General features: G+C 70.7%; 17 protein-coding genes. 9 read left to right on the forward strand and 8 right to left on the reverse strand.

The window, feature by feature from the left end; all coding sequences use genetic code 11:
• Nucleotides 1–4: 4 nt before the first annotated feature.
• Both ACK4UM_RS08335 and ACK4UM_RS08340 read right to left on the reverse strand, forming a co-directional pair.
• Nucleotides 5–814 (reverse strand): extensin family protein, encoded by an 810-nt coding sequence (locus ACK4UM_RS08335; RefSeq protein WP_409797703.1) that lies wholly within the window; start codon nt 812–814, stop codon nt 5–7.
• 359 nt (nt 815–1,173) lie between these two features.
• A complete protein-coding gene (locus tag ACK4UM_RS08340; RefSeq protein ID WP_409797705.1) occupies nt 1,174–1,599 on the reverse strand; it encodes a DUF2852 domain-containing protein in 426 nt (141 codons plus the stop codon).
• A 171-nt stretch (nt 1,600–1,770) separates the two neighbouring features.
• Here ACK4UM_RS08340 and ACK4UM_RS08345 point away from each other — a divergent pair, with 171 nt between their 5' ends.
• Both ACK4UM_RS08345 and ACK4UM_RS08350 read left to right on the forward strand, forming a co-directional pair.
• Nucleotides 1,771–4,170 carry a PAS domain-containing protein gene (locus tag ACK4UM_RS08345; protein WP_409797707.1) on the forward strand — a complete coding sequence of 800 codons (2,400 nt, stop codon included), beginning with the start codon at nt 1,771–1,773 and terminating at the stop codon, nt 4,168–4,170.
• Between the two features lie 83 nt (nt 4,171–4,253).
• Nucleotides 4,254–5,834: a sodium:solute symporter family transporter gene (locus tag ACK4UM_RS08350; RefSeq protein ID WP_409797709.1), complete on the forward strand. Its 1,581-nt coding sequence runs from the start codon at nt 4,254–4,256 to the stop codon at nt 5,832–5,834.
• 483 nt (nt 5,835–6,317) lie between these two features.
• Here ACK4UM_RS08350 and ACK4UM_RS08355 read toward each other — a convergent pair whose 3' ends face one another.
• From ACK4UM_RS08355 to ACK4UM_RS08370, 4 genes are all read right to left on the reverse strand, one after another.
• Nucleotides 6,318–7,601: a TRAP transporter large permease gene (locus tag ACK4UM_RS08355; protein WP_409797711.1), complete on the reverse strand. Its 1,284-nt coding sequence runs from the start codon at nt 7,599–7,601 to the stop codon at nt 6,318–6,320.
• Nucleotides 7,598–8,161 (reverse strand): TRAP transporter small permease, encoded by a 564-nt coding sequence (locus ACK4UM_RS08360; protein WP_409797713.1) that lies wholly within the window; start codon nt 8,159–8,161, stop codon nt 7,598–7,600. Before ACK4UM_RS08360 ends, ACK4UM_RS08355 begins: the two co-directional genes overlap by 4 nt.
• Before the next feature lie 72 nt (nt 8,162–8,233).
• The gene (gene dctP / locus ACK4UM_RS08365) at nt 8,234–9,484 is read right to left on the reverse strand and encodes a TRAP transporter substrate-binding protein DctP (RefSeq protein ID WP_409797715.1); all 1,251 of its coding nucleotides are present in this window, start codon (nt 9,482–9,484) and stop codon (nt 8,234–8,236) included.
• Nucleotides 9,485–9,535: 51 nt separating this feature from the next.
• Nucleotides 9,536–10,429 (reverse strand): oxaloacetate decarboxylase, encoded by an 894-nt coding sequence (locus ACK4UM_RS08370; RefSeq protein WP_409797717.1) that lies wholly within the window; start codon nt 10,427–10,429, stop codon nt 9,536–9,538.
• Nucleotides 10,430–10,655: 226 nt separating this feature from the next.
• Between ACK4UM_RS08370 and ACK4UM_RS08375 the strand changes: the two genes are divergently transcribed.
• From ACK4UM_RS08375 to ACK4UM_RS08390, 4 genes are all read left to right on the forward strand, one after another.
• Nucleotides 10,656–12,176, forward strand: coding sequence for a catalase (locus ACK4UM_RS08375; protein ID WP_409797719.1), 1,521 nt, complete (start codon nt 10,656–10,658; stop codon nt 12,174–12,176).
• Nucleotides 12,177–12,415: 239 nt separating this feature from the next.
• Nucleotides 12,416–12,691: a hypothetical protein gene (locus tag ACK4UM_RS08380; RefSeq protein ID WP_409797721.1), complete on the forward strand. Its 276-nt coding sequence runs from the start codon at nt 12,416–12,418 to the stop codon at nt 12,689–12,691.
• Nucleotides 12,692–12,819: 128 nt separating this feature from the next.
• Nucleotides 12,820–14,034 carry an aminotransferase class I/II-fold pyridoxal phosphate-dependent enzyme gene (locus tag ACK4UM_RS08385; protein WP_409797723.1) on the forward strand — a complete coding sequence of 405 codons (1,215 nt, stop codon included), beginning with the start codon at nt 12,820–12,822 and terminating at the stop codon, nt 14,032–14,034.
• A 7-nt stretch (nt 14,035–14,041) separates the two neighbouring features.
• Entirely contained in the window at nt 14,042–15,220 is a 1,179-nt protein-coding gene (locus ACK4UM_RS08390) for a hypothetical protein (RefSeq protein WP_409797725.1), read from the forward strand.
• On the opposite strand, the gene ACK4UM_RS08395 is transcribed toward ACK4UM_RS08390, so the two are convergent.
• Both ACK4UM_RS08395 and ACK4UM_RS08400 read right to left on the reverse strand, forming a co-directional pair.
• A complete protein-coding gene (locus tag ACK4UM_RS08395) occupies nt 15,160–16,278 on the reverse strand; it encodes a glycosyltransferase (protein WP_409797727.1) in 1,119 nt (372 codons plus the stop codon). The two genes, ACK4UM_RS08390 and ACK4UM_RS08395, sit on opposite strands and share 61 nt — an antisense overlap.
• Nucleotides 16,279–16,287: 9 nt before the next feature.
• Nucleotides 16,288–17,499: a polyhydroxyalkanoic acid system family protein gene (locus ACK4UM_RS08400; protein ID WP_409797729.1), complete on the reverse strand. Its 1,212-nt coding sequence runs from the start codon at nt 17,497–17,499 to the stop codon at nt 16,288–16,290.
• Between the two features lie 211 nt (nt 17,500–17,710).
• Between ACK4UM_RS08400 and ACK4UM_RS08405 the strand changes: the two genes are divergently transcribed.
• Genes ACK4UM_RS08405 through ACK4UM_RS08415 form a run of 3 tightly spaced genes read left to right on the forward strand, consistent with a single transcriptional unit; the run spans nt 17,711 to nt 20,634 of the window.
• Nucleotides 17,711–18,556 carry an ABC transporter ATP-binding protein gene (locus ACK4UM_RS08405; RefSeq protein ID WP_409797731.1) on the forward strand — a complete coding sequence of 282 codons (846 nt, stop codon included), beginning with the start codon at nt 17,711–17,713 and terminating at the stop codon, nt 18,554–18,556.
• Nucleotides 18,557–18,571: 15 nt separating this feature from the next.
• Nucleotides 18,572–19,819, forward strand: coding sequence for an ABC transporter substrate-binding protein (locus ACK4UM_RS08410; RefSeq protein ID WP_409797733.1), 1,248 nt, complete (start codon nt 18,572–18,574; stop codon nt 19,817–19,819).
• Entirely contained in the window at nt 19,816–20,634 is an 819-nt protein-coding gene (locus tag ACK4UM_RS08415; protein ID WP_409797735.1) for an ABC transporter permease, read from the forward strand. The genes ACK4UM_RS08410 and ACK4UM_RS08415 overlap by 4 nt, the downstream gene beginning before the upstream one ends.
• Nucleotides 20,635–20,911: the final 277 nt, after the last annotated feature.

Consider the following 20,911-nt stretch of genomic DNA (forward strand, 5'->3'; position numbering starts at 1 on the left):
GGGCTCAATAGAGGCCGATGATCCCCAGCGCCCGGCGCAGGGGATCGGTGGGGAGCGTCCCCGCCCGCGGAGCGTCGGGAAGCGGGCTCGGCGTGCGCGCCGCAGGGGTCTGCGCGACCGGGATCTCGTCGAGACGCGAGCGGAAATCGATCTGCGGGCGGCAGACGCGGCGCTCGCCGCGGGCGTCGTGGCGGGCGAGGTCGAGGTGGAAATGGTCGTGGTGGAAGGCGTCCGAGCCCGGCCCGAGCACGGTGGTGAAGATTCCGCAGGCACCGACGAACGCCTCGCGCAGGAAGTCGCGCTCCTGCGGCGCTCCGCGCCAGCCGCGCGCGACGGTGATCGTGCGGCCGTCTTCCAGGGTGAAGGACATCACGTCGACCGCGTTGCCGAAGGCGTGCTCGGACTTGCGCGCGCCGCGTTGGGAATTGCGGGTGCGGCAGGCATAGGAGCCCGAATGGATCTCGGTGACGCGCGCCCCGAGATGCAGCATCGCGGCGGGCTGGACGACGGCGTCGAGCCAATCCTGCGTCGCAGCGACCGTCGGGCAATTGAGGACGGCGTCCTGGCGCAGCGACACCGCCCCGCCCGACAGGGCGGTGACCTGGAGGGGATGGTCCATCCCGCAGATGCCCGGTCCGTTGATCGCCGGGCGCAACGACATGTAGGCGGAGGGCTCGACCCGGCGCTCGCGCAGGCACTGCGCCTCCGCCTGCCCGCGCCAGGCCTCGCGCTCCTCGAAATCGAACCACCCGCAGCCCGCGAGCGCGAGCACGGCCGTAAAAGCGAGGAGGGCAGTCGATACGCGACGCGACATGAGGCGAGAATCGTCGCGATGTCCTTGACGAAGGGTTAAGGACGGCGGCCGGCGGCGCGCACCACGAAAAAAGGGCGGCGCTGCGCACGCCGCCCTCGTTCTCCGTCGTATCGCGGGTGAGACCCGCCGGCGTCATATCTCGGAACCCGCTCGAAGGCTGTCATCCCGGGCCGCGAAGCGGACCCGGGACCCATAAACTCGACGAAAGCTCGAGCGCGCATGCCGCGCTCGCTCCGCTACATTTGAGCAGCTTTCGTCGGAGAAACGCAGCCTAAAGGCTGCGACCGACGCGTCGTGGTTCTGGGTCCCGGATCGCCTTCGGCGTCCGGGATGACACCCCGAGAGAAATCTCCGAACTCTCAGCCCTCGCTGCGGGGCTCGCCCGTCTCCTGACGGCGCGCGCGGCGCTCGTGCATGAAGCGGTCGAAGGTCTCCCGGTCGCGGGCGCGCTTGAGCTCGTCGAGGAAATCCGCGAAGGCGCGGCTCTCTTCCTCGAGGCGGCGGCGCTCGGCCTCGAGCTCGGCGATGCGCATGCGCTTGTACTCGTCGAAGGCCGCGTTGCCGGTGCCGCCGAACTGGTCGAAGCGCATGTTCCAGGAGGCCGCGCCGTTGCCGGTCTTCGGCCAGTCCCACACGCCCTCCTCCTTCAGCCGCCAGAGCTTCCAGGCGACATAGGCGAGGCCGACGGGCCAGAAGATCAGGAAGGCGAGGAGAACGAAGACGATCTCCCAGGCCTTGAACCGACGGAGGATTTCCGACGGCGAGAAGGTGGCGGTGGTATTCATGGTCCTCTCCGACTTTCGAGAGGGGAAGATAGGAAGCCCCGCGCCGGGACGAAAGAGGCGTCGCGAAAACCACCTGCGCTCGCCGCGATTGCGACGCTCGCGGGCATGGCCTAGGATGATCGCCGGAAGCGGGCGGAAAGCCCCGCGCGAGCGGCTCTCGAGGGCGGGACGGTGACGGCTCGGTCGATCGATCGCGAACATGCGCCGCCGGCGCTCGACACGCAAACGCGCCTGCGTCTGGCGCTCGAAGCCGCGGGCATGGGCGACGCCGAGCTCGACCTGCACACTCTGCGCTGCATTCGCTCCCCGTCCGTCGACGCCATGTTCGGCCTCGCGCCCGACGCCGCCGACGAAGACGGTCGCACGCTCCTCGCACGCATCCACCCGGACGACGCCGCGCGGGTGGAGGCGGCGATCGCGGAGGTGGCGCGGACCGGCGGGGCCTTCGCCGAGGAATTCCGCATACCCCTCGCCGATGGCGGCCGACGCTGGATCGCGTGGAGCGGCAAGGTGGTGTCCGTCGAGGGGGACCGGCGGCTCGTCGGCGTGCTGCGCGAGGTGACCGATCGCAAGGACACGCAGGAGGCGCTGCGGGCGAGCGAGGAGCGCTATCGCCTCGCCACCCTCGCCTTCCGCGGCTTCGTCTACGATTGGGACGTGGCGACGAACGCCGTCGTGCGCTCCGCCGGCCTCCACGAGGTGCTCGGCTACGCGCCCGACGAGGTCGAGCCGTGCCTCGCCTGGTGGCGCGAGCAGATCCACCCCGAGGATCGCAAGATCTGCGAGGCGCGCGTCGAGAGCCTCGTCGCGGCCGGCGCCACGCGCTTCGCGACCGAGGTGCGCGCGCGCCACAAGGACGGCCATTGGGTCTGGCTCGCCGATCGCGGCAACATCGTGCGCGACGCGACGGGCACCCCGGTGCGCGTCGTCGGCACCACGATCGACGTGAGCGAGACCCGCGCCGCCCAGGAGGCCCTGCGCGAGAGCGAGGAGCGCTTGCGCCGCTCCGAGCGCTCCCTGCGCATGGCCACCGAGGCCGCGCAGATGTACTCCTGGGAGATCGATCTGCGGACGCTGACCATCGCCTGGGGATCGAATGCCGAGCCCGCTCTGGGGCTGCCTCCCGGCACGCTGCCGCCGACCTTCGCGGCGACGCTCGCCCTGGTCCATGCGGAAGACGCCTCGCGCATCGGCGAGGAGGTCGGCACCGCCATGGAGCGCGGCGAGGATTTCGAGATCGAGTTCCGGATCAGGGCGCCGCAGGGTCTCGTCTGGGTCTGGTCGCAGGGCGTGGCGGTGCGCGACGAGGACGGGCGGCTCGTGCGCTATGTCGGCGTCGGTCGCAACGTCACCGACCGGATGCGCTATCAGGAGGAGCTGCGCCGCCAGGTCCACGAGCGCACCCTCGCCGCCGAGGAGGCGCTCTCGCGGCTCTACGAGGCGCAGAAGCTCGAGTCGATCGGCCAGCTCACCGGCGGCGTCGCGCACGACTTCAACAACCTGCTCGCGGCGATCCTCTCCAACCTCGAACTCCTGCGCAAGCGCATCGGCGACGATCCGCGGTCGCTGCGCCTCCTCGACGGCGCCGTCCAGGGCGCCGAGCGCGGCGCCTCGCTGACGCGCCGGCTCCTCGCTTTCGCGCGGCGCCAGGATCTGCAGACGCAGAGCGTGTCCCTGTCCGCGCTCGTCGGCGGCATGATCGAGCTCCTGAGCCGCTCGCTGGGCCCGGGCGTGCGCATCGTGACCGAGCTTCCCGACGATCTCCCCCTCGTCGCCGTCGACGCGCATCAGCTCGAACTCGCGCTCCTCAACCTCGCGGTGAATGCCCGCGACGCGATGCCGGGCGGGGGAACGCTCACCATCGCCGCGCGCGCCGGCGCGCCCGCCCCGCACGGCCTGCCGAGCGGCGACTATCTCTGCCTCTCCGTCGCCGACACGGGCGCAGGGATGGACGGCGCGACGCTGCGGCGGGCGACGGAGCCCTTCTTCACCACCAAAGGCGTCGGGAAGGGCACGGGGCTCGGCCTCTCGATGGTGCACGGCCTCGCCGTCCAGTCCGGCGGCGCGCTCACCCTCGACAGCCACCCCGGCGCCGGCACGCGGGTGTGCCTGTGGCTGCCGCGTGCGAGCGAGACGCCGCGCGCGCCGGATGCGCCCGCCGGCGCCGTCCCCTCCCCTGCCCGCGCCGCCACCGCGCCCGGTGCGTCGCCGCGTCCCCTGTCGGTGCTCGTCGTCGACGACGACGCCCTCGTGCGGATGGGCACCGCCTCGATGCTGGAGGACCTCGGCCACGAGCCGATCGAGGCCGAATCCGGCCCCGAGGCGCTCGCGATTCTCGCGAGCGGGCAGCCGATCGACATCGTCGTCACCGATCACGCGATGCCGGGCATGACCGGCACCGAGCTCGCCGCGCGCATCCGCGCCGAGCGGCCGGGCCTGCCGGTCGCGCTCGCGACGGGCTATGCCGAATTGCCGAACGGCGAGCGCGTCGACCTCCCGCGCCTCGCCAAGCCCTTCCGGCAGGAAGACCTCGCCGCGCTCCTCGAGACGCTCGCCGCCGCGCTCGCCTGAGCCGCCCGCCTCGGCGTGCCTGCGATGGAACGAAGGTGCGGCTTCGCACGTCCTCCTCTCCGCGTTGTGAGGAGCACCAGAGGATGCAGCCGCGCTTCGAGGTGGGTACGATCGATATCGCGATCGCCGTCGCCTACATCATCGGCATCATCCTCATCGGCTGGTGGATCGGCCGCTCGCAGAAGGACGCGGACAGCTTCCTCTCCGGCCGCGGCGCGGTCTGGCCGCTGATCGGCTTCTCCTTGATGGCGGCGAACCTCTCGGGCACCTCCTATATCGGGCTTGCGGGCGCGGGCTACGGCGACGGCATCGCCGTGTGGAACTACGAGTGGATCGCGACCCTCGTCCTCGTGTTCTTCGCGCTGTTCATCCTGCCCTTCTACCTGCGCGCCAAGGTCTCGACGATGCCCGAGTTCCTCGAGCGCCGCTACGACGGGCGCGCGCGCACGACGTTCTCGGCCTTCTCGGTCGGCACCGCGATCTTCATCGACAGCGCGGGCGCGCTGTTCGCCGGCGCGATCACGCTGCAGCTCCTGTTTCCCGAAACGCCGCTGTGGATCCTGATCGCGGCGATCGCATTTCTCGGCGGCATCTACGTCATCCTGGGCGGGCTCAAGGCGGTGATGGTGACGGACACCATCCAGGGCGTGCTCCTGCTCCTCGCCGGCGGCGTGATCTTCGTGATGGTCTTCATCGAGCTCGGCTCCTGGGAGGCGGTGCGCGCGGCCGCGCCCGAGGACGGGCTGACCATCGCCAAGCCCGCCGACGACGATTTCTTCCCCTGGCCGGGCATCTTCACCGGCGCGATCTGGCTCGGCTTCTACTATTGGACCACGAACCACATGGTCGTGCAGAAGGTGCTCGCGGCCAAGGACGTGAATCACGGCCGCTGGGGCGCCCTGTTCGCCGGCTTCATGCAGGTGCCGCTCCTCTTCCTCCTGATCCTGCCCGGCCTGATGGGTCGCGCGATCTTCCCCGACCTCGAAGACCAGGATCAGATCTGGCCCGCCCTCGTCTTCGACTTCCTGCCGACGGGCCTGCGCGGCCTCGCGCTCGCGGCGCTCGTCGCGGCTCTGATGTCGACGGTCGATTCCGTCCTCAACGGCAGCGCCTCGCTCGTCGTCAACGATTTCGTCAAGAAACGCGTCGATTGGGAGGATCGCCGGCTCCTCCTCCTCTCGAAGGGATTGGTCGGCGTGTTCATGGTGATCGCGGCCGCGTGGGCGCCGGTGATCGCGACCTTCGGCGGCATCGTCGAATATTTCCAGTCCTTCCTCGGCTACATCACCATGCCGGTCGTGGTCGTCTTCCTCGGCGGCCTGTTCAGCGCCCGCCCGCCCCGGCACGCGGCCTTCTGGACGCTCGCGATCGGCATTCCGCTCGGCCTCGTCGGCTTCGCGGGCGCGGAGGTGCTCGGGCTGTGGGAGATCCAGTTCCTCTACGGCACCGGCGTGATGTTCCTCGTCTCCCTCGCCGTCTTCGGCGCGATCACCTTCCTCTCTTCTCCGCCCGACCTCGACGAGCCCGACGAGCTCGTCTGGAGCCGCCGCTTCTGGCACGAGGAGACGAAGGACCTCGCCGATCTGCCGCGTTGGAAGAACTACCGATGGATCGCCGGCGCGATCGTCGCGGTCACGCTCGCGCTGGTGGTGGTGTTCATCTGAGCGGCTGGAGATCGTTCTTCTGGGTTGTCATCCCGGACGCCAAAGGCGATCCGGGATCCATATCCGCAACGTCTCAGTCGCAGCCTGTAGGCTGCGTTTCTGCGACGGTCGATGCTGAAAAGGGAGCCGAGCGAGCGCGACATGCGCGCTCGGACAATCGTCGAGGATCTAGGTCCCGGGTCCGCTTCGCGGCCCGGGATGACACCGTCGGGGCGGCCCCTCCGTGTCATCCCCGGCCGGAGCACGCGTAGCGTGCGCAGGGGAAGGGGACCCAGCACAAGACGTGTGCGGAGCACACTGTCGTGCCGCCGACCAGGCGGCTAGACGCCGCCGCAAGCGCTTGCTCCGCAAGCAATTTTAACGCTCTCGTCCCCTTCCCCTCCGGTCGCAAGCGACCTCCGGCCGGGGATGACACCGGTGGCGCGCTCAACCTATCGGCGCGACTGACTTGATGACAGCCGTCGAACGAACGACGAGCCGCGCTCACCGCCCCATCATCGTCGAGGGCAACCAGAGCGCGATCTGCGGGAAGGCGAGGACCAGCATCAGGCCGACCAGCAGGATCGCGGCGTAGGGCACGACGCCGAGAATGATCCGCTCGATCGGTGCCTTGGCGATCGCCTTGATCGTGAACAGGTTCATGCCGACCGGCGGCGTGATCAGCGCGAGTTCGAGGTTGATCATCAACAGGATGCCGTACCAGATCGGATCGATGCCGAGGGCGGCGAGCACGGGGAGCACGATCGGCGTGGTGATGAGGATGATCGAGATCGTCTCGAGGAACATGCCGAGGATGAAGACGATCAGCATCACCGCGAGCAGGAATTCGAGCTGGCCGAGACCGTAGGTGGTCACGAGCGCCACGATCTCCTGCGGAATGCGCATCTTGGTGAGCACGTGGCTGAACACGGCGGCGGCCGCGAGGATCATGAAGATCATCGCAGCGGTGCGCGCCGCGTCCATCGCGCAGCGCCACAGATCGGCGAGCGAGAGCGTGCGGTAGATCCCCATCGCCACGACGAGCGCGGCGAGCGCTCCGGCGCCGGCGGCCTCGGTCGCGGTGAAGACGCCGAGATACATGCCGCCCAACACGAAGATCGGCAGGCACAATGCGAAGAAGGACTTGCGCAGAGCGGTCGCGACCTCTCCGAGGCTCGCGCGCGGCAGCCGCTTCACGGTCGTCGAGCGCCCCTGCGAGACCATGCACCACAGCGAGAACATGGCCGCGATCATCAGCCCGGGCAGCACGCCCGCGATGAAGAGCTGGCCGATCGAGGCGTCCGCGATGACCGCGAAGAGCACCATCGGCCCAGACGGCGGGATCAGGATGCCGAGCGTGCCGCCGCCGCCGACGACGCCGTAGGCGGCCTTGTCCGAATAGCCGTAGCGCAGCATCTGCGGCACGGCGACCGCCCCGATCGTCAGCGCGGTGGCGACGCTCGAGCCCGAGATGGCGGCGAAGACCGTGCAGGCGGCGACCGTCGCGACGCCGAGCCCGCCGGGCAGATGACGCAGGAGCGTGTGCGCGGTGCCGTAGAGATCGTCGACGATCCGCCCGCGGATCATGATGTGCGCCATCAGCGTGAACAGCGGGATCGCGACGAGGAGATAGATGTTGAGCTTGCCGAAGACGATCTCGCCGACGGCGCCGATCGAGCCGCCGCCGGCGAGCATCAGCGCACCGCCGAACAGGCCGAGCGCGGCGAAGACCGGGATGCCGGTGAGGATGACGAGAACGAGCCCGCCGAGAACGAAGAAGAGCCTCAACGCCGCTCCTCCGGCTCGGTGATGGCGGAGGGCGCGCCATGCGCCCCACCCGCCTCGACGGCGGAGGGCAGACCCATCGCCATGCGCAGCAGGCCCCCGAGCGCGGCGAGCGCGAGGAGCGCCCCGCCGAAGGGGATCAGCATCTGGGGGATGTGCATCGGCACGGAGAGATAGCCCGTCGAGCGGATGCCGAGCATCTGGGTGAAGGCGACGGTCTGCAATCCGCCATAGAGGAGCGCCGCGCCGACCAGGAACACCGCGACCTGGCCGAGCGCCTCGATCGCCCGCGCCATGCGCGGACCGAGCCGCGTCGTGAGCACGTCGACCGCGATGTGCTCGCCCCGCCGCAGCGCATCGGCGGCGGCGAGCATCACGATGCCCACGAGGAGATAGCCGACGAGCTCGTCCACCCAGGGGATCGGCCGGTTGAGAAAGTAGCGCATCCCGACCGAGTAGGAGACGAGCGCGAGCGAGGCGAGGAGAAGCGCCGCCGACAGCCCCGTCGCGACGAGCGCGAGGAGGCCGACCGCTCGGTCGATCACGCCGAGGACACGCCGCATGGTGGTGGTCTCCTCATTCGATTCGTTCGGCCATGCGGTATTCCCTTCCGCTTCGGCGCGCCCTCCTTCCCCTCAGGGGAAGGTGGCTCCGGACCCGAACAGGGTCCGGAGACGGATGGGGTCTTTCGACCCGAAGGGGCGAAGGGGCGTTGGGCGTCTCCTTACGTAAGGAGCTCTAGGACGACGCCCCTTCGCGCCTTCGGCGCGAATGACCCCATCCGACCCGTCGGCTGCGCCGCCGGGCCACCTTCCCCGGAGGGGAAGGAAAGCGGCGGCGCATCGTCGTCTCGTTTCCGTACGCAGGACCCGACGCGTGGCCCCCGTAGCCCGCCCACACAGGTTCTCCACCGCGTCGATCAGCGCTTGCGCGTCGGGGCTCGAGGCGAGGAAGGCGTCCATGACCGGAGGCTGCATCGCGGCCTCGAAGGCGGCGGCCTCCTCCTCGGATTGGATGTGGAGCTGCATGCCCACCGAGCGCAATTGCTCGATGGCCGCATCCGCCGTCTCCTCGGTGAGCGGGATCGCGGCGCGCTCGGCTTCCGCCGCGGCCTCGAGGATCGCATTGCGCGAGGCCTCGTCCAAGCCGTCGAACCAGGCCGGGTTCACGTAGAGGTGGAAATACACCGTGAAGAACGGCGCCACCGTGCCGTATTGCTGCACCTCGTAGAAGCGGCGCGAATAAGCCGCCGAGACGTCGGTGAGGCCGGCGTCGATGACGCCCGTCTGCAGCGCCTGATAGACCTCCGAGCCCGGCATCGCGGCGGGCGCCGCGCCGACGGCGACGAGGCCCTCGTCGACGAGCCGGTTGAGCCCGCGGATCTTGACGCCCTCGAAATCGGAGAGCTCGACGAGCGGCCGGTTGCTCGAGGTGAAGATCGACTGGCGCGTCGTGTAAAACCACGCCACGTTGCGCACGCCGCGCTGGAGGAGCTTGTCCTCGAGCATGGCGGCCGCCTCCGAGCCCGGAAACTTCTCGATCCGATCGAGATCGGTGAAGAAGTACGGGATCGTGACGACGTTCATCTCGGGGATGGTGTTGCCCCATTGGAAGTTGACCGAGATCGCGCCCTCGATGTCGCCGCGCGCCACAGCCGGATGGTGCTGCTCCGGGCTGAAGGCCTGGCTGGCGCCAAAGATCTGCACGTCGAGCGCGCCGTTCGAACGGGCCTCGACGTCCTCGGCGAAGCGCTCGAGCAGCTGGGAGATGTGATGGCTCGGCGGCAGCTGATGGCTGATGCGGAAGGTCGTCTGGGCCTGGGCGGGCGCAGCGATCGCGAAGGCGAGCCCGAGCCCGAGCACGGGTGCCGTGAAACGTATGGTCATTCTGTTTCCTCTCCTATCGTCCGGCCGCTTGGCGCGGCCCTCTTCGAACCCTCAGCCTCTCCCGCGCAACGTCTCGCGGGCGAAATCGAGGTCGGCCTGCTCGGCTTCGCGCAGGGCCGGCAGCCCGACGAGCGCGTTGAAGCGCTCGAAATCGTACAGCTCGTGCGCGACCGCGTCGGTGCTGCCGGTCTCGCGCAAGGTGCGCATCAGCCGCTCGACCGCGCCCGCGATCGCGTAGCTCGTGGCGACCGGATGCGTGACGACGGCGAAGCCCACGGCCTCGAGCTCGGCCGCCGTCATCACCGGCGTGAGCCCGCCCTGGATCATGTTGGCGAGCTGCGGCGCGTCGATCTCCCGGCAGATGCGCGCCATGTCGGCGAGGCTGCGCGGGGCCTCGACGAAGATCAGGTCGGCGCCCACCTCCCGGTAGAGACGCGCCCGCTCGATCGCCGCGTCGATCCCCTCGACCGCGAGCGCGTCGGTGCGGGCCATGATCACGAGATCGCCGTCGATGCGCGCGTCGAGCGCGGCCTTGAGCTTGGCGACCATGTCCTCCACCGGCACCACCGCTTTCCCCGCCATGTGCCCGCAGCGCTTGGGAAAGACCTGGTCCTCGATGAACAGACCCGCGACCCCGGCCCGCTCGTAGGCGCGCACCGTCCGGCGCACGTTCGTCACGTTGCCGAAACCTGTGTCGCCGTCGGCGAAGAGCGGCAGATCGACCGCGTCGCAGAGGCGCGCGTAATGATCGGCCATCTCCATGAGCCCGAGCTGAGAGGTGTCCGGCGCGCCGAGCAGCGTCGCCGTCGTCGCGTAGCCGCCGCAGGTGATCGCCGAGAAACCCGCCGCCGCGGCGATCTTGGCGGTGAGCGCGTCCTGGACGCCGGGCAGAACCAGGATCTCCGGCGCCTCGACGAGGCGGCGGAAACGTGTCGTCCGGCGCATGGCGTATCTTCCCTTCGGTTTCGTTTCGTCGTTTTCCGGAACTCTAGAGGCGCGGCGGGAGCCCGGCAAGCGACCGGCGAGGGCCCTATCCTCGGTCGAACAAGGCTTTCGCATTTTCCCACCGCCGTGGACGCGCGCATCCGCCCCCTCCGACGACGGTTTCGACGAAACCACGTGCGTCATCCGTTGTTAGCCGAGGGTCGAGCGATGCGCGAGGAGCTGCCCCATGGCCGAGAAGACGAACAAGTCCAAGAAGACGACGACGGGCAAGGAGATCGGCCTCACGACCCGCCAGGGGCACCCCGTCTTCGACAACCAGAACACGCGCAGCGTCGGCGAGCGCGGGCCGCTCGTGCTCGAGGACTACCAGTTCCTCGAGAAGATCACCCATTTCGACCGCGAGCGCATCCCCGAGCGGGTGGTGCATGCGCGCGGCGCCGGCGCGCACGGCTATTTCGAGCCGACGGGCATGGCCGGCGACCATCCGATCGCGGACTTCACCCGGGCGAAGGTCTTTCGGAAGGGCACGCGCACGCCGGTCTTCATCCGCTTCTCGACGGTGGTCCACGGCGGCCACAGCCCCGAGACGCTGCGCGATCCGCGCGGCTTCGCGATCAAGTTCTATACGGAAGACGGCAATTGGGATCTGGTCGGCAACAATCTGAAGGTGTTCTTCATCCGCGATCCGATCAAGTTCCCGGACATGGTGCACGCCTTCAAGCCGGACCCGGTCCACAACCGTCAGGACATGAACCGCTTCTTCGACTTCTGCAGCCTGACCCCTGAATCGACGCACATGGTCACCTGGCTGTTCTCGCCCTGGGGCATTCCCGCCAATTACCGGCAGATGCAGGGTTCGGGGGTGAACACCTACAAACTCGTCGACGAGGCGGGGAAGAGCGTCCTCGTCAAGTTCCACTTCCAGCCCAAGCTCGGCGTGCGCAACCTGACGCAAGCGGAGGCGGACGCGATCCAGGCGAAGGACTTCAACCGCGCCACCGGCGACCTCTACGACGCGATCGCGCGCGGGGACTTCCCCGAATGGGAGATGGCGATCCAGGTGATGGACGATCACGAGCACCCCGAGCTCGATTGGGATCCCCTCGACGCGACGAAGCTGTGGCCGGAGGACCGTTTCCCGCTCCTTCCCGTCGGCCGCGTCGTTCTCGATCGCAATCCGACCGACTATTTCAACGAGGTCGAGCAGGCCGCCTTCGGCACCGGCGTGCTCGTCGACGGGATCGACTTCTCCGACGACAAGCTCCTGCAGGGCCGCACCTTCGCGTATTCGGACACGCAGCGCTACCGCGTCGGACCGAACTACCTGCAACTGCCGATCAACGCCCCGCGCTGCCCCTTCGCGACGAACCAGCGCGGCGGACAGATGAGCTACCACGTCGACGGCGCCGACCAGGGCGCGAACCCGCACGTGAATTACGAGCCGTCCAGCCTCGACGGCCTGTCCGAGCAGCGCCGCGCCGGCCCGCCGCCGCGCCCGCATGTCGCGGGCGAAGTCGGGCGCCAGCGGATCTCGCGCCCCTGCGATTTCGAGCAGGCGGGCGAACGCTGGCGCGCCTTCTCCGATGCGGAGCGCGAGGAGCTCGTCGCCAATCTCGTCGGCGCCCTCGCGACCTGCGACGCGCAGGTCCGCGACCGCATGGTGGAGAATTTCACGAAAGCCGACCCGCGATACGGGGCGCGCGTGAGGGAGGGGCTGGCGGAGGCGACGCGCCAAGCCGCGCAGTAGAGCCGCGCAGTGGAGCCGCGCCGTCGGGCCGCGCAGACGACCGCCGTGCGTCGGCAGCGCGCGGCGGGCGTCTTTCATTTCCCCGGCTCAGGAGATGGAACCCGGAGCCGCGCCATCGGTTGTCCAGCGCTGTTATCGCGCACGAAGTTCGCTTGCATTCCGGGACACGGCTCGGGAAACGCCCCGTCAGCCGCTCGAACCATCTCGTCGAGACCGACTCGGCGGCCAGGAGGAGAGACATGACGCGCGAGACCGCCCCGAGCGTCGCGCCCACGGCACCCGAGCCGCTCGACCGGCTCACGCTCGCCCGGATCGGGAACGCGCTCGAGGCCCGCCTCGCGCGCCCCGACGTCGCGAGCCTGCCGGGCGATCTCGTCGCGCTCGCGCTGCGGGCCGGCGGCGCCATCGAGGCCGCGACGAAGGGCCATTCCCGCGGGGAGAACGGGCGACCGTCCCGCGCGAATGGCGAGGCGCCGCGCGCGGCCGCCGACATGACCCGATCGCCCGCATCCTGAGCGGGCTTTCGGAGGCCGTCGTCGGTCCCCCGCAGGACGACGCTCAGCTTGGGAACAAACCGAAGGCGCCGGGCTTTGTTTCATCGACGAGACCGCTCGAACTCGGCAGGGGGGCCCGGCGGACCGCGATGAAACCCATCCTCGACCACAGCCTCGAAGCCTATGCGCGCCAGCGCGCGCGTCTCGCCGGTAGCGCGCTCGTCGCCGACGGGCACCCCTATTTCAAGTCCGTGCACGAGCTGCGCGAGGAGCGTCGGGCGCGCGGGGCGGACCTCGTCGGCTTCGCCAATTACGATTATCTCGGCCTCGGCCACGATCCGCGCATCCTGGAGGCGGCCTGCCGGGCCGCCGCCGATTACGGGATCGGCGCGGGCGCCTCGCGCCTCGTGGGCGGCGAGTGCGCGCTGCACGCGCGCATGGAGGCCGCGATCTCCGCCTTCGTCGGCATGGAGGACACGGTCGGGCTCGTCTCGGGCTACATGACCAACATGTCGCTGATCGGGCACCTGCTCACGAGCAACGACCTGATCGTCGCCGACGAATTGTCCCACAACTCGATCATCGCCGGCACCGAGCTCTCGCGCGCGCAGGTCGTCCACTTCGCCCACAACGACCTCGACGATCTCGACCGCGTCCTCGCCGAGCGCCGCCCTCACCACCGGCGGGTGCTGATCGTGATCGAGGGGCTCTACAGCATGGACGGGGACATCCCCGATCTGCCCGGCATCCTCGCGCTGAAAAGCCGGCACGACGCCTGGCTCCTCGTCGACGAGGCGCATTCGATCGGCGTTCTCGGCGCCCGCGGGCGCGGTCTCGCCGAGCATTGGGGCGTCGACCCAAACGAGATCGACCTCGTCGTGGGAACCTTGTCCAAGTCCTTCGTCAGCGCCGGCGGCTTCGTCTGCGCGCGCCGCTCGGTCTGCGACTGGTTGCGCTTCACGCTGCCGGGCTTCGTCTACAGCGTCGGGCTGCCGCCGATGATCGCGGCGTCCGTGATCGAGGCGGTCGCGATCCTCGAGGCGGAGCCGTGGCGGCTCGAGCGGCTGCGGGAGAACGGGCGCGCCTTCCTCCACGGCGCCCGCGCGCGGGGGCTCGACGTCGGCCTCGCCCAGGGGATCGCGGTGGTGCCGATCCTGTTCGAGGACCCGCGCGCCTGCATGGCAGCCTCGATGCGGCTGCAGGAGCAGGGCTATTACGCGCCGCCGATCGTGCAGGTGGCGGTGTCGCGCGCGGCCCCGCGCATCCGCTGCTTCGTCTGCGCGAGCCACACGAGCGGCCAGATCGAGGGCTGCCTCGACGCGCTCGTCGAGGCGCGCGCGGGCATCGCCCCGACGCCCGCGTGAGGGCGCCTTGACCGGGGTGACGATCGAGCCGGTGCGCACGCGAGGAGCGCTGCGCGCCTTCCTCGCGCTCCCCGCCCGCATCCATGCCGACGATCCCGCCTTCGTGCAGCTGCCGGCCGACGTCGAGCGCCGGCGGGTCTCGCCGCGCCACGCGCCCTTCTTCCGCCACGGCGAGGCGCAGCTCTTCCTCGCCTCGCGCGGCGGCACGCCCGTCGGGCGGATCTCGGCGCAGGTGAACCGGCGCCATCTCGAGCGCCATCGCGACGCGACGGGCCATTTCGGCTTCTTCGATTGCGAGGACGATCCGGACGCCGCCCGCGCGCTCCTGGGCGCCGCCGAGGCCTGGCTCGCAGAGCGCGGCCTTGCCCGCATGACGGGGCCGGTGAGCCTCTCCCTCAACGAGGAGGCGGGCTGCCTCGTCGAGGGGTTCGGCGAGCCCCCCGCCGTCGCCATGCCCCACCACCGGCCCTTCACCGGAGGGCTGATCGAGGCGGCGGGGCTCGAGAAGGCGGTCGACCTCCTCGCCTTCCGCGCGAGCGCCGTGCCGGAGGTCGCGCGCGTCGGGGCGCTCGGCGCGCGGGCGCAGCGGACGGACCGCGTGACGACGCGCCCGCTCGATCCGCGCCGCGCCCGCGCGGATTTCCACACGGCCTTCGCCATCGCCGCCGACGCGTGGGCGGACAATTGGGGCTTCGTTCCCTTCAGCGCCGCGGAGGTCGACGCGCTCGCGCGCGAGCTCTCGCCGATCATGCGCCCGGATTTCCTGCAATTCCTGCTGCTCGACGGGCGGGAGGTCGGCATGATGCTCGCGCTGCCGAACGTCAACGAGATCGTCGCGCGCCAGCGACCGAGCGGCATCGCGCTCCTCGACCTCCTGCGGACCTACCTCGCGCTGAAAATATCCGGCGCGCGCAGCTACCGGGTCCTGCTCATGGGGATCGTGCGCGAGCATCAGCGCTCGCGCATCGGCGGCGCGCTGATGGCGGCGCTCTTCCGCACGCTGATCGCGCTGCACGACCGCTACCGACCCGACTGGACCGAGATGTCCTGGATCCTCGAGACGAACAGGCCGATGGTCCGCATGGCGACGATGATCGCGGGCGAGCCGACGAAGCGGTATCGGATCTATTCGAAGCGGATCGGCGCGCGGGGCGACACGTCCACCGCGCTCCCGCGCCACACGTAGCGCGAGCCGACGAGGCCTGCGATCCAGACCGCCGGCAGGACGAGGAGATCGCGGGCGAGGATCGCGAGCGGCGTGCGCCAGGTGACGGGCCAGCCGGCCGCCCGCGCGAACGCGATCTCGGCCGCCACCCAGAGGATCGCGAGCGCAGCCACCCATTCCGGCGGCAGGAGCGCCGCGGCGAGGAGGAGCGGGACGAGGACGCCCGAGAAGATCTCGAGCGCATAGGGCGCGGGAAAGGCCGCGCGCCGCAGCCGCGCCCAGCGCACCTGCCGGCTCCAGACCGCCGCGAGCGGGCGCGCGCCGACCAGATGGGGCGTCTCGACCGGCAGGATGCGCACGCGCAGGCCCAAGCGCGAGATCGCCTTCGTCGCCGCCGAATCCTCGGCGATCTCCGCTGCGAGAACCGGGAAGCCGCCGGCGCGGTCGATGTCGGAGCGGCGCAGCATCAGCGTCTTGCCCTGGGCGAAGCCGAGCCCGAGCATGTCGGCGGCGTGGAGGAAGCGCGCCTGATGCGTGTTCAGGATCGCGCATTCGAGGTCGCCCGCGGCGCTGCGCGGGTCGGTGCCGATGGCGCAGGCGCTGACGAGCCCCGTCCCATCCGCGAAGCCCGCGAACAGGCGCTCGACGTAATCCGGCGGCAGCAGGATGTTGCCGTCGGCGAGGATCACCACGTCGTTCGCGGCCGCCCGCCAGCCCTTCTCGATATTGTCGAGCTTCGGGTTTCGCGTGCGCCGCTCGCCGCCGACGAGGAGGCGCGCGCGCGCGCCCGGATGCGCGGCGATCAGCGCCTCGACGAGGGGCACCGCCGGATCGGCGGGATCGGCGGCGCAGAAGAGGATCTCCACGTCGGTGGCGCTCAGCGCGAAGGTCGAGGCGAGGCACGCCTCGAGCCGGTGCTCGAGGCCGGAGACGGCGCGCACGATCGTCACCGGAGGGATGTCGCGCGCCCGCGCGGTCGCGCGGCGCGCCCGCCGCCAGCGGATCGCGACGGCGAGGCAGGTCGCGAGATGCAGCGCGAGGAGGGTCCCGAGGAGGAGCGTGGCGGCAAGGGCGAGCATCGGCCCGCCTCAGCCGAACCGGGCTTCGAAATGCGCGCGCCAATCCGGCACGCGGTCGTATTGGTGGACGATCGCGTAGGGCTCGCCCGCGGGATTGCGCACGAGGCCGTCCTCGAAGACGGGGCGCACGTCGACGAGCGCGTCGCGGAAGAGCGGCGCCTGGCGCGGATCGGCGGTGGTGCCGGCCTGGCAGGCCCAGGGCTCGTCGTGGCGGGCGAGGCGCGCGCGCGCCTCCCAGTCCGGCTCGGCGAGGACGAGATTGTAGGCCGCCTGGTCGGCGGACTTGATGCCCTCGCGCGTGCAGCGTGCGACGATCGCGGCGGCGGCGTCGCGGCAGGCCTCGCGCGTCCCCGCGATCACGCCGGCATTGCGGATCTCCCGGCCGGACAGGCGGGCGCGCGCCGCCGCGCCGAATTCCTCCGCGAGGAGATGCGACAACCACCATTCGTCGCCGAGCCGAATGCCCTCCGAGGAGGCGACGAGTTCGGCGCCGCCCGCGAGCGCGCGCTCCAGCCACGCGGCGGGGTTGGCCTGGAAGACGAGATCCTTGACGTCGGTCAGGACGACGTTGCGCCACGTCTCTCGCGCGAGCAGGCTTGCGATCAGGGCGAAGCGCTCGACAAGGATCGGCACCGGCGTCTCGGGCGTCGCGAGCCGCTCGTGCGCCGCCGGCACGACGACGCGGAAGCCTGCCTGCGAAAGCGCCGCTTCGAGCTCGGGCACCGGATCGAGGGAGATCAGCACGGCCTCGCCGGCAAAGCCGGTCTCCGCGAGCGAATTGCACCACATTGCGACGTCCGGCCAGCCATAGCCGCCGATCACGCCGATCACCGCGTCGCGCGATCCCGCCCCCTCGCGGCGGCGCGGGCGGGGCGGCTCGGCGCCGATGCGGCTCGCAGGCGGGAATGCGGGGGCCGCGCCCTGGAGGAGCCCCCTGCCCTCCTGCTCGATGATGGCGCCGACCGTCGGCGCGAGCGGCCGGGCGAGGAGCGGCAGCGCGAGCCGGACGCTGACCGCCTCGTCCGCGACATCGACCCGGCCGCGGAACACCTGCCCGAGCGCGCGCACGGCGACGTCGCCGCCGGTCGCGTCCCAGCGCGTCTCGTCGTCGAGAATTCCGATCGTGCGCCGCGCCGCCGCCTCGCCGACGCGCGCGCGCACCCGGCGCAGCGCCTCGTCGCGGCCGAGCGCGTGATCGAGCCTGACCCGAACCTCCGCCATGCGCTCCTCTCGTGGCGGACCCGCCGCCTTTCCCGACACAACGCGGCGCCGACCGCGGCGGTTCGGATCGCCCGCTTGCATGGCGAGAAGCCCGTTCTCCGGACGCCGCGCCATCGGGCGGCAAATTTCTACAGATCGTCGCGAGAAAAGATCATATTTCCCATACTTGCGACGTATTTTATGCACTCCCCGGCCCCGAGTGGAGCGCACGATGCCGACGCACAGCCGCCACAGCCCGCCCCCGCACGGCGCCGATCTGAGCATCCGGGGCGTCGGGCACCGCTACGGTCGCGGGCGCGAGCCGGCGCTCCTCGACATCGATCTCGAAGTGGCGCCCGGCGACGTCGTCGCACTCGTCGGCCGCTCGGGCTCGGGCAAGTCGACGCTCCTGCACATCCTCGCCGGCCTGATCCGCCCGAGCGCGGGCGCGGTCTTCGTCGGCGGGGAGCGCGTGTCGGGGCCCTCGCCGTCGCGGGTGGTGATGTTCCAGGAGCCCTCGCTCCTGCCCTGGATGAGCGTCGCGCAGAATGTCGGCCTCGGTCTCGCCTTCGCCGGGCGCGGCGCGGAGGCGCGGGCGCGCGTGGCCGATCTCCTCTCGCTCGTGGCGCTCGAGAACCTCGCGGACCGCAACGTGCAGGACCTCTCCGGCGGGCAGCAGCAGCGCGTCGCGCTCGCGCGCTCGCTCGCCGTCGAGCCGGCGCTCCTGATGCTCGACGAGCCCTTCTCCGCGCTCGACGCCTTCACCCGCGCGGCGCTGCAGCGGGACGTGCGGGCGATCGCGCGGCGGCTCGGCACGACGCTCGTCCTCGTCACCCACGACATCGCCGAGGCCGCTCTGATGGCCGATCGGGCGATCGTGCTCGCGAGCGGGCCGGGGCGGATCGCCGCCGATCTCGCGCTCGACCTGCCGGAGGCGCGCGCGCTCGGGGACCCCGCCGTTGCTGCCGCGATCGCGCGCATTCGCCGATCCTTCGAGGCGGTCGCCGCCGGCGAGCGCGCCGCCCCCCTCCCCGCTCCCGTACCGCGACCGCTCGCCGGCCTCGCGCGCGCCCATTGACGACGAGGACCCGCCATGTCCGAGACCCGCCGACCCGCAGCTTATTCGAACCTCTACGCCGCCGATTACCTCCCCGCCGGCCTCACGCGCCGCTCCTTTCTCGAGCGGCTCGCGACGAGCGCCATGGCGGCCGCGATCGCCGGCGCCGCCGCCTCCTCCGCCCGCGCGGCGGGCCCCGCCGACGACGTCGTGCGGATGGGCTACATCCCGATCACCGACGCGACCGCCCTCCTCGTCGCCCATGCCAAGGGCTTCTTCGCGGATGCGGGACTCGAGAGCGAGGAGCCGACCTTGATGCGCGGCTGGGCGCCGCTCGTCGAAGCCTTCGCCGCCGGGCGGCTCAACCTCGCGCATTTCCTCATGCCGATCCCGGTCTGGATGCGGTACAATACCGGGTTTCCGGTGAAGGTGGTCGGCCTCGCCCACACCAACGGCTCGGGCCTCGTCGTCGGACGCCATACCGACATCGCCTCCTTCGCCGATCTGGGGGCCAAGCAGGTCGCGGTGCCGTTCTGGTACTCGATGCACAATGTCGTCCTGCAATACGCCTTCCGGCAATCGGGAATCGTGCCGGTGATCAAGGCGGAGGGCGAGCCGCTCGCGCCGAACGAGTGCAACCTCCAGGTCATGCCGCCGCCCGACATGCCGCCCGCGCTCGCCGCCGCCAAGATCGACGCCTACATCGTGGCCGAGCCGTTCAACGCGCTCGGCGAGCTGCGGGCGGGCGCGCGGATGCTGCGCTTCACCGGCGACATCTGGAAGAACCATCCCTGCTGCGTGCTCGCCATGCACGAGGAGGCGACGGCGCACCGCCCCGAATGGACGCAGGCCGTGGTCGACGCCGTCGTGCGCGGCGCCGTCTACGCCTCGGAGAACAAGGCGGAGGTGGCCCACCTCCTCTCGCGCGACGGGCGCGGCTACCTTCCCGTCCCGGCGGACGTGGTCGCCCGCGCCATGCTCGCCTACGACGAGCCGGATTATCTCGAGAGCGGCGCGATCAAGCACCCCGAATGGAACAGCGGCCGCATCGATTTCGACCCCTGGCCCTACCCCTCCGCCACGAAGCTGATGGTCGAGACGCTGCGCGAGACGGTGGTCGGGGGCGATGCGCGCTTCCTGAAGGAGCTCGATGCGGAGTTCGTCGCGCGCGATCTCGTCGAATACGGCTATGTGCGCGCCGCGATCGAGAAGCACGCGCCCCGGCTCGCCTCCGCCGAGAGCGGCGCTGATCCGTTCGCGCGCGTCGAGGTCCTGGCGCTGTGAGCGCGGTCCTCGACCCCGCACCCGCGGCAAGCGCGAGCGGATGGCGCGGGGCCGGCCTCGCGCGCGTCCTCGTCTCGCTCGGCGGCGTCGCGGCGCTCCTCGGGCTGTGGCAGCTCGGCGGCGCGCTGATCGCGGCGAGCCCCTCGATCGCCGCCTTCGCCGATCTCGCGCCCGGCCCGACGCTCGCGCGCCTCGTCGAGATGATCGCGTCCGGCGAGGCATGGCGGATGACGGCGCCGAGCCTGACGCGCATCGGGCTCGGCTTGGCGTGGGCGATCGCGATCGGCGTGCCGACGGGCCTCGCGCTCGGCGCCTTCCCGCTCCTGCGCGCGGCGACGAACCTGCCCTTCCAGTTCCTGCGGATGATCTCGCCGCTCTCCTGGATGCCGATGGCGATCCTCGCCTTCGCGACCTGGGACGCGGCGATCGTCTTCCTCGTCGCGGTCGCCGCCGTGTGGCCGATCGTGTTCGCCACGGCGGCGGGCTATCGGCGGATCGATCCGAGCTGGCTGCGCGTCGCGCGCAATCTCGGCGCCCGCCCGGCCCATCTTCTCGTTCACGTGATCCTGCCGGCGATCGCGCAGGACGTGCTCACCGGCATCCGGCTCGCGCTCGGGGTCGCCTGGGTGGTGCTCGTCCCGGCCGAGTTCCTCGGCGTGACGTCGGGGCTCGGCTACGCGATCAACGATGCCCGCGACACCCTCGAATACGACCGCCTGATGGCGATCGTCCTGATCATCGGCGCGATCGGCTTTTGCCTCGACACGCTCTGCCAGCGCGCCATCGCCAGCCGATCCTGGCAGCGCGAGCCATGAAAGATCGAAAGTCTTCCCCGCCCGTCATTCCGGGGCGCGAAGCGAGCCCGGAACCCAGACTCCCGACGCTGGTTCGAGCGCGCATGCGCGCTCGCTGAACAACCCAAAGCCATGGGTACGTCGAGCGACGCAGCCTACAGGCTGCGCATCGAAGGTCGGGGTTCTGGGTTCCGGGCTCGCTTCGCGCCCCGGAATGACGGCGGTGGGGTACTCGGCGAAGGATATTCACATTCTGAAAGGCCGCGCCCGCGCGTCCGACCCGAAGAAGGAGACACGA

It is taken from the genome of Salinarimonas sp. (assembly GCF_046292825.1).
Classification (GTDB): domain Bacteria; phylum Pseudomonadota; class Alphaproteobacteria; order Rhizobiales; family Beijerinckiaceae; genus Salinarimonas.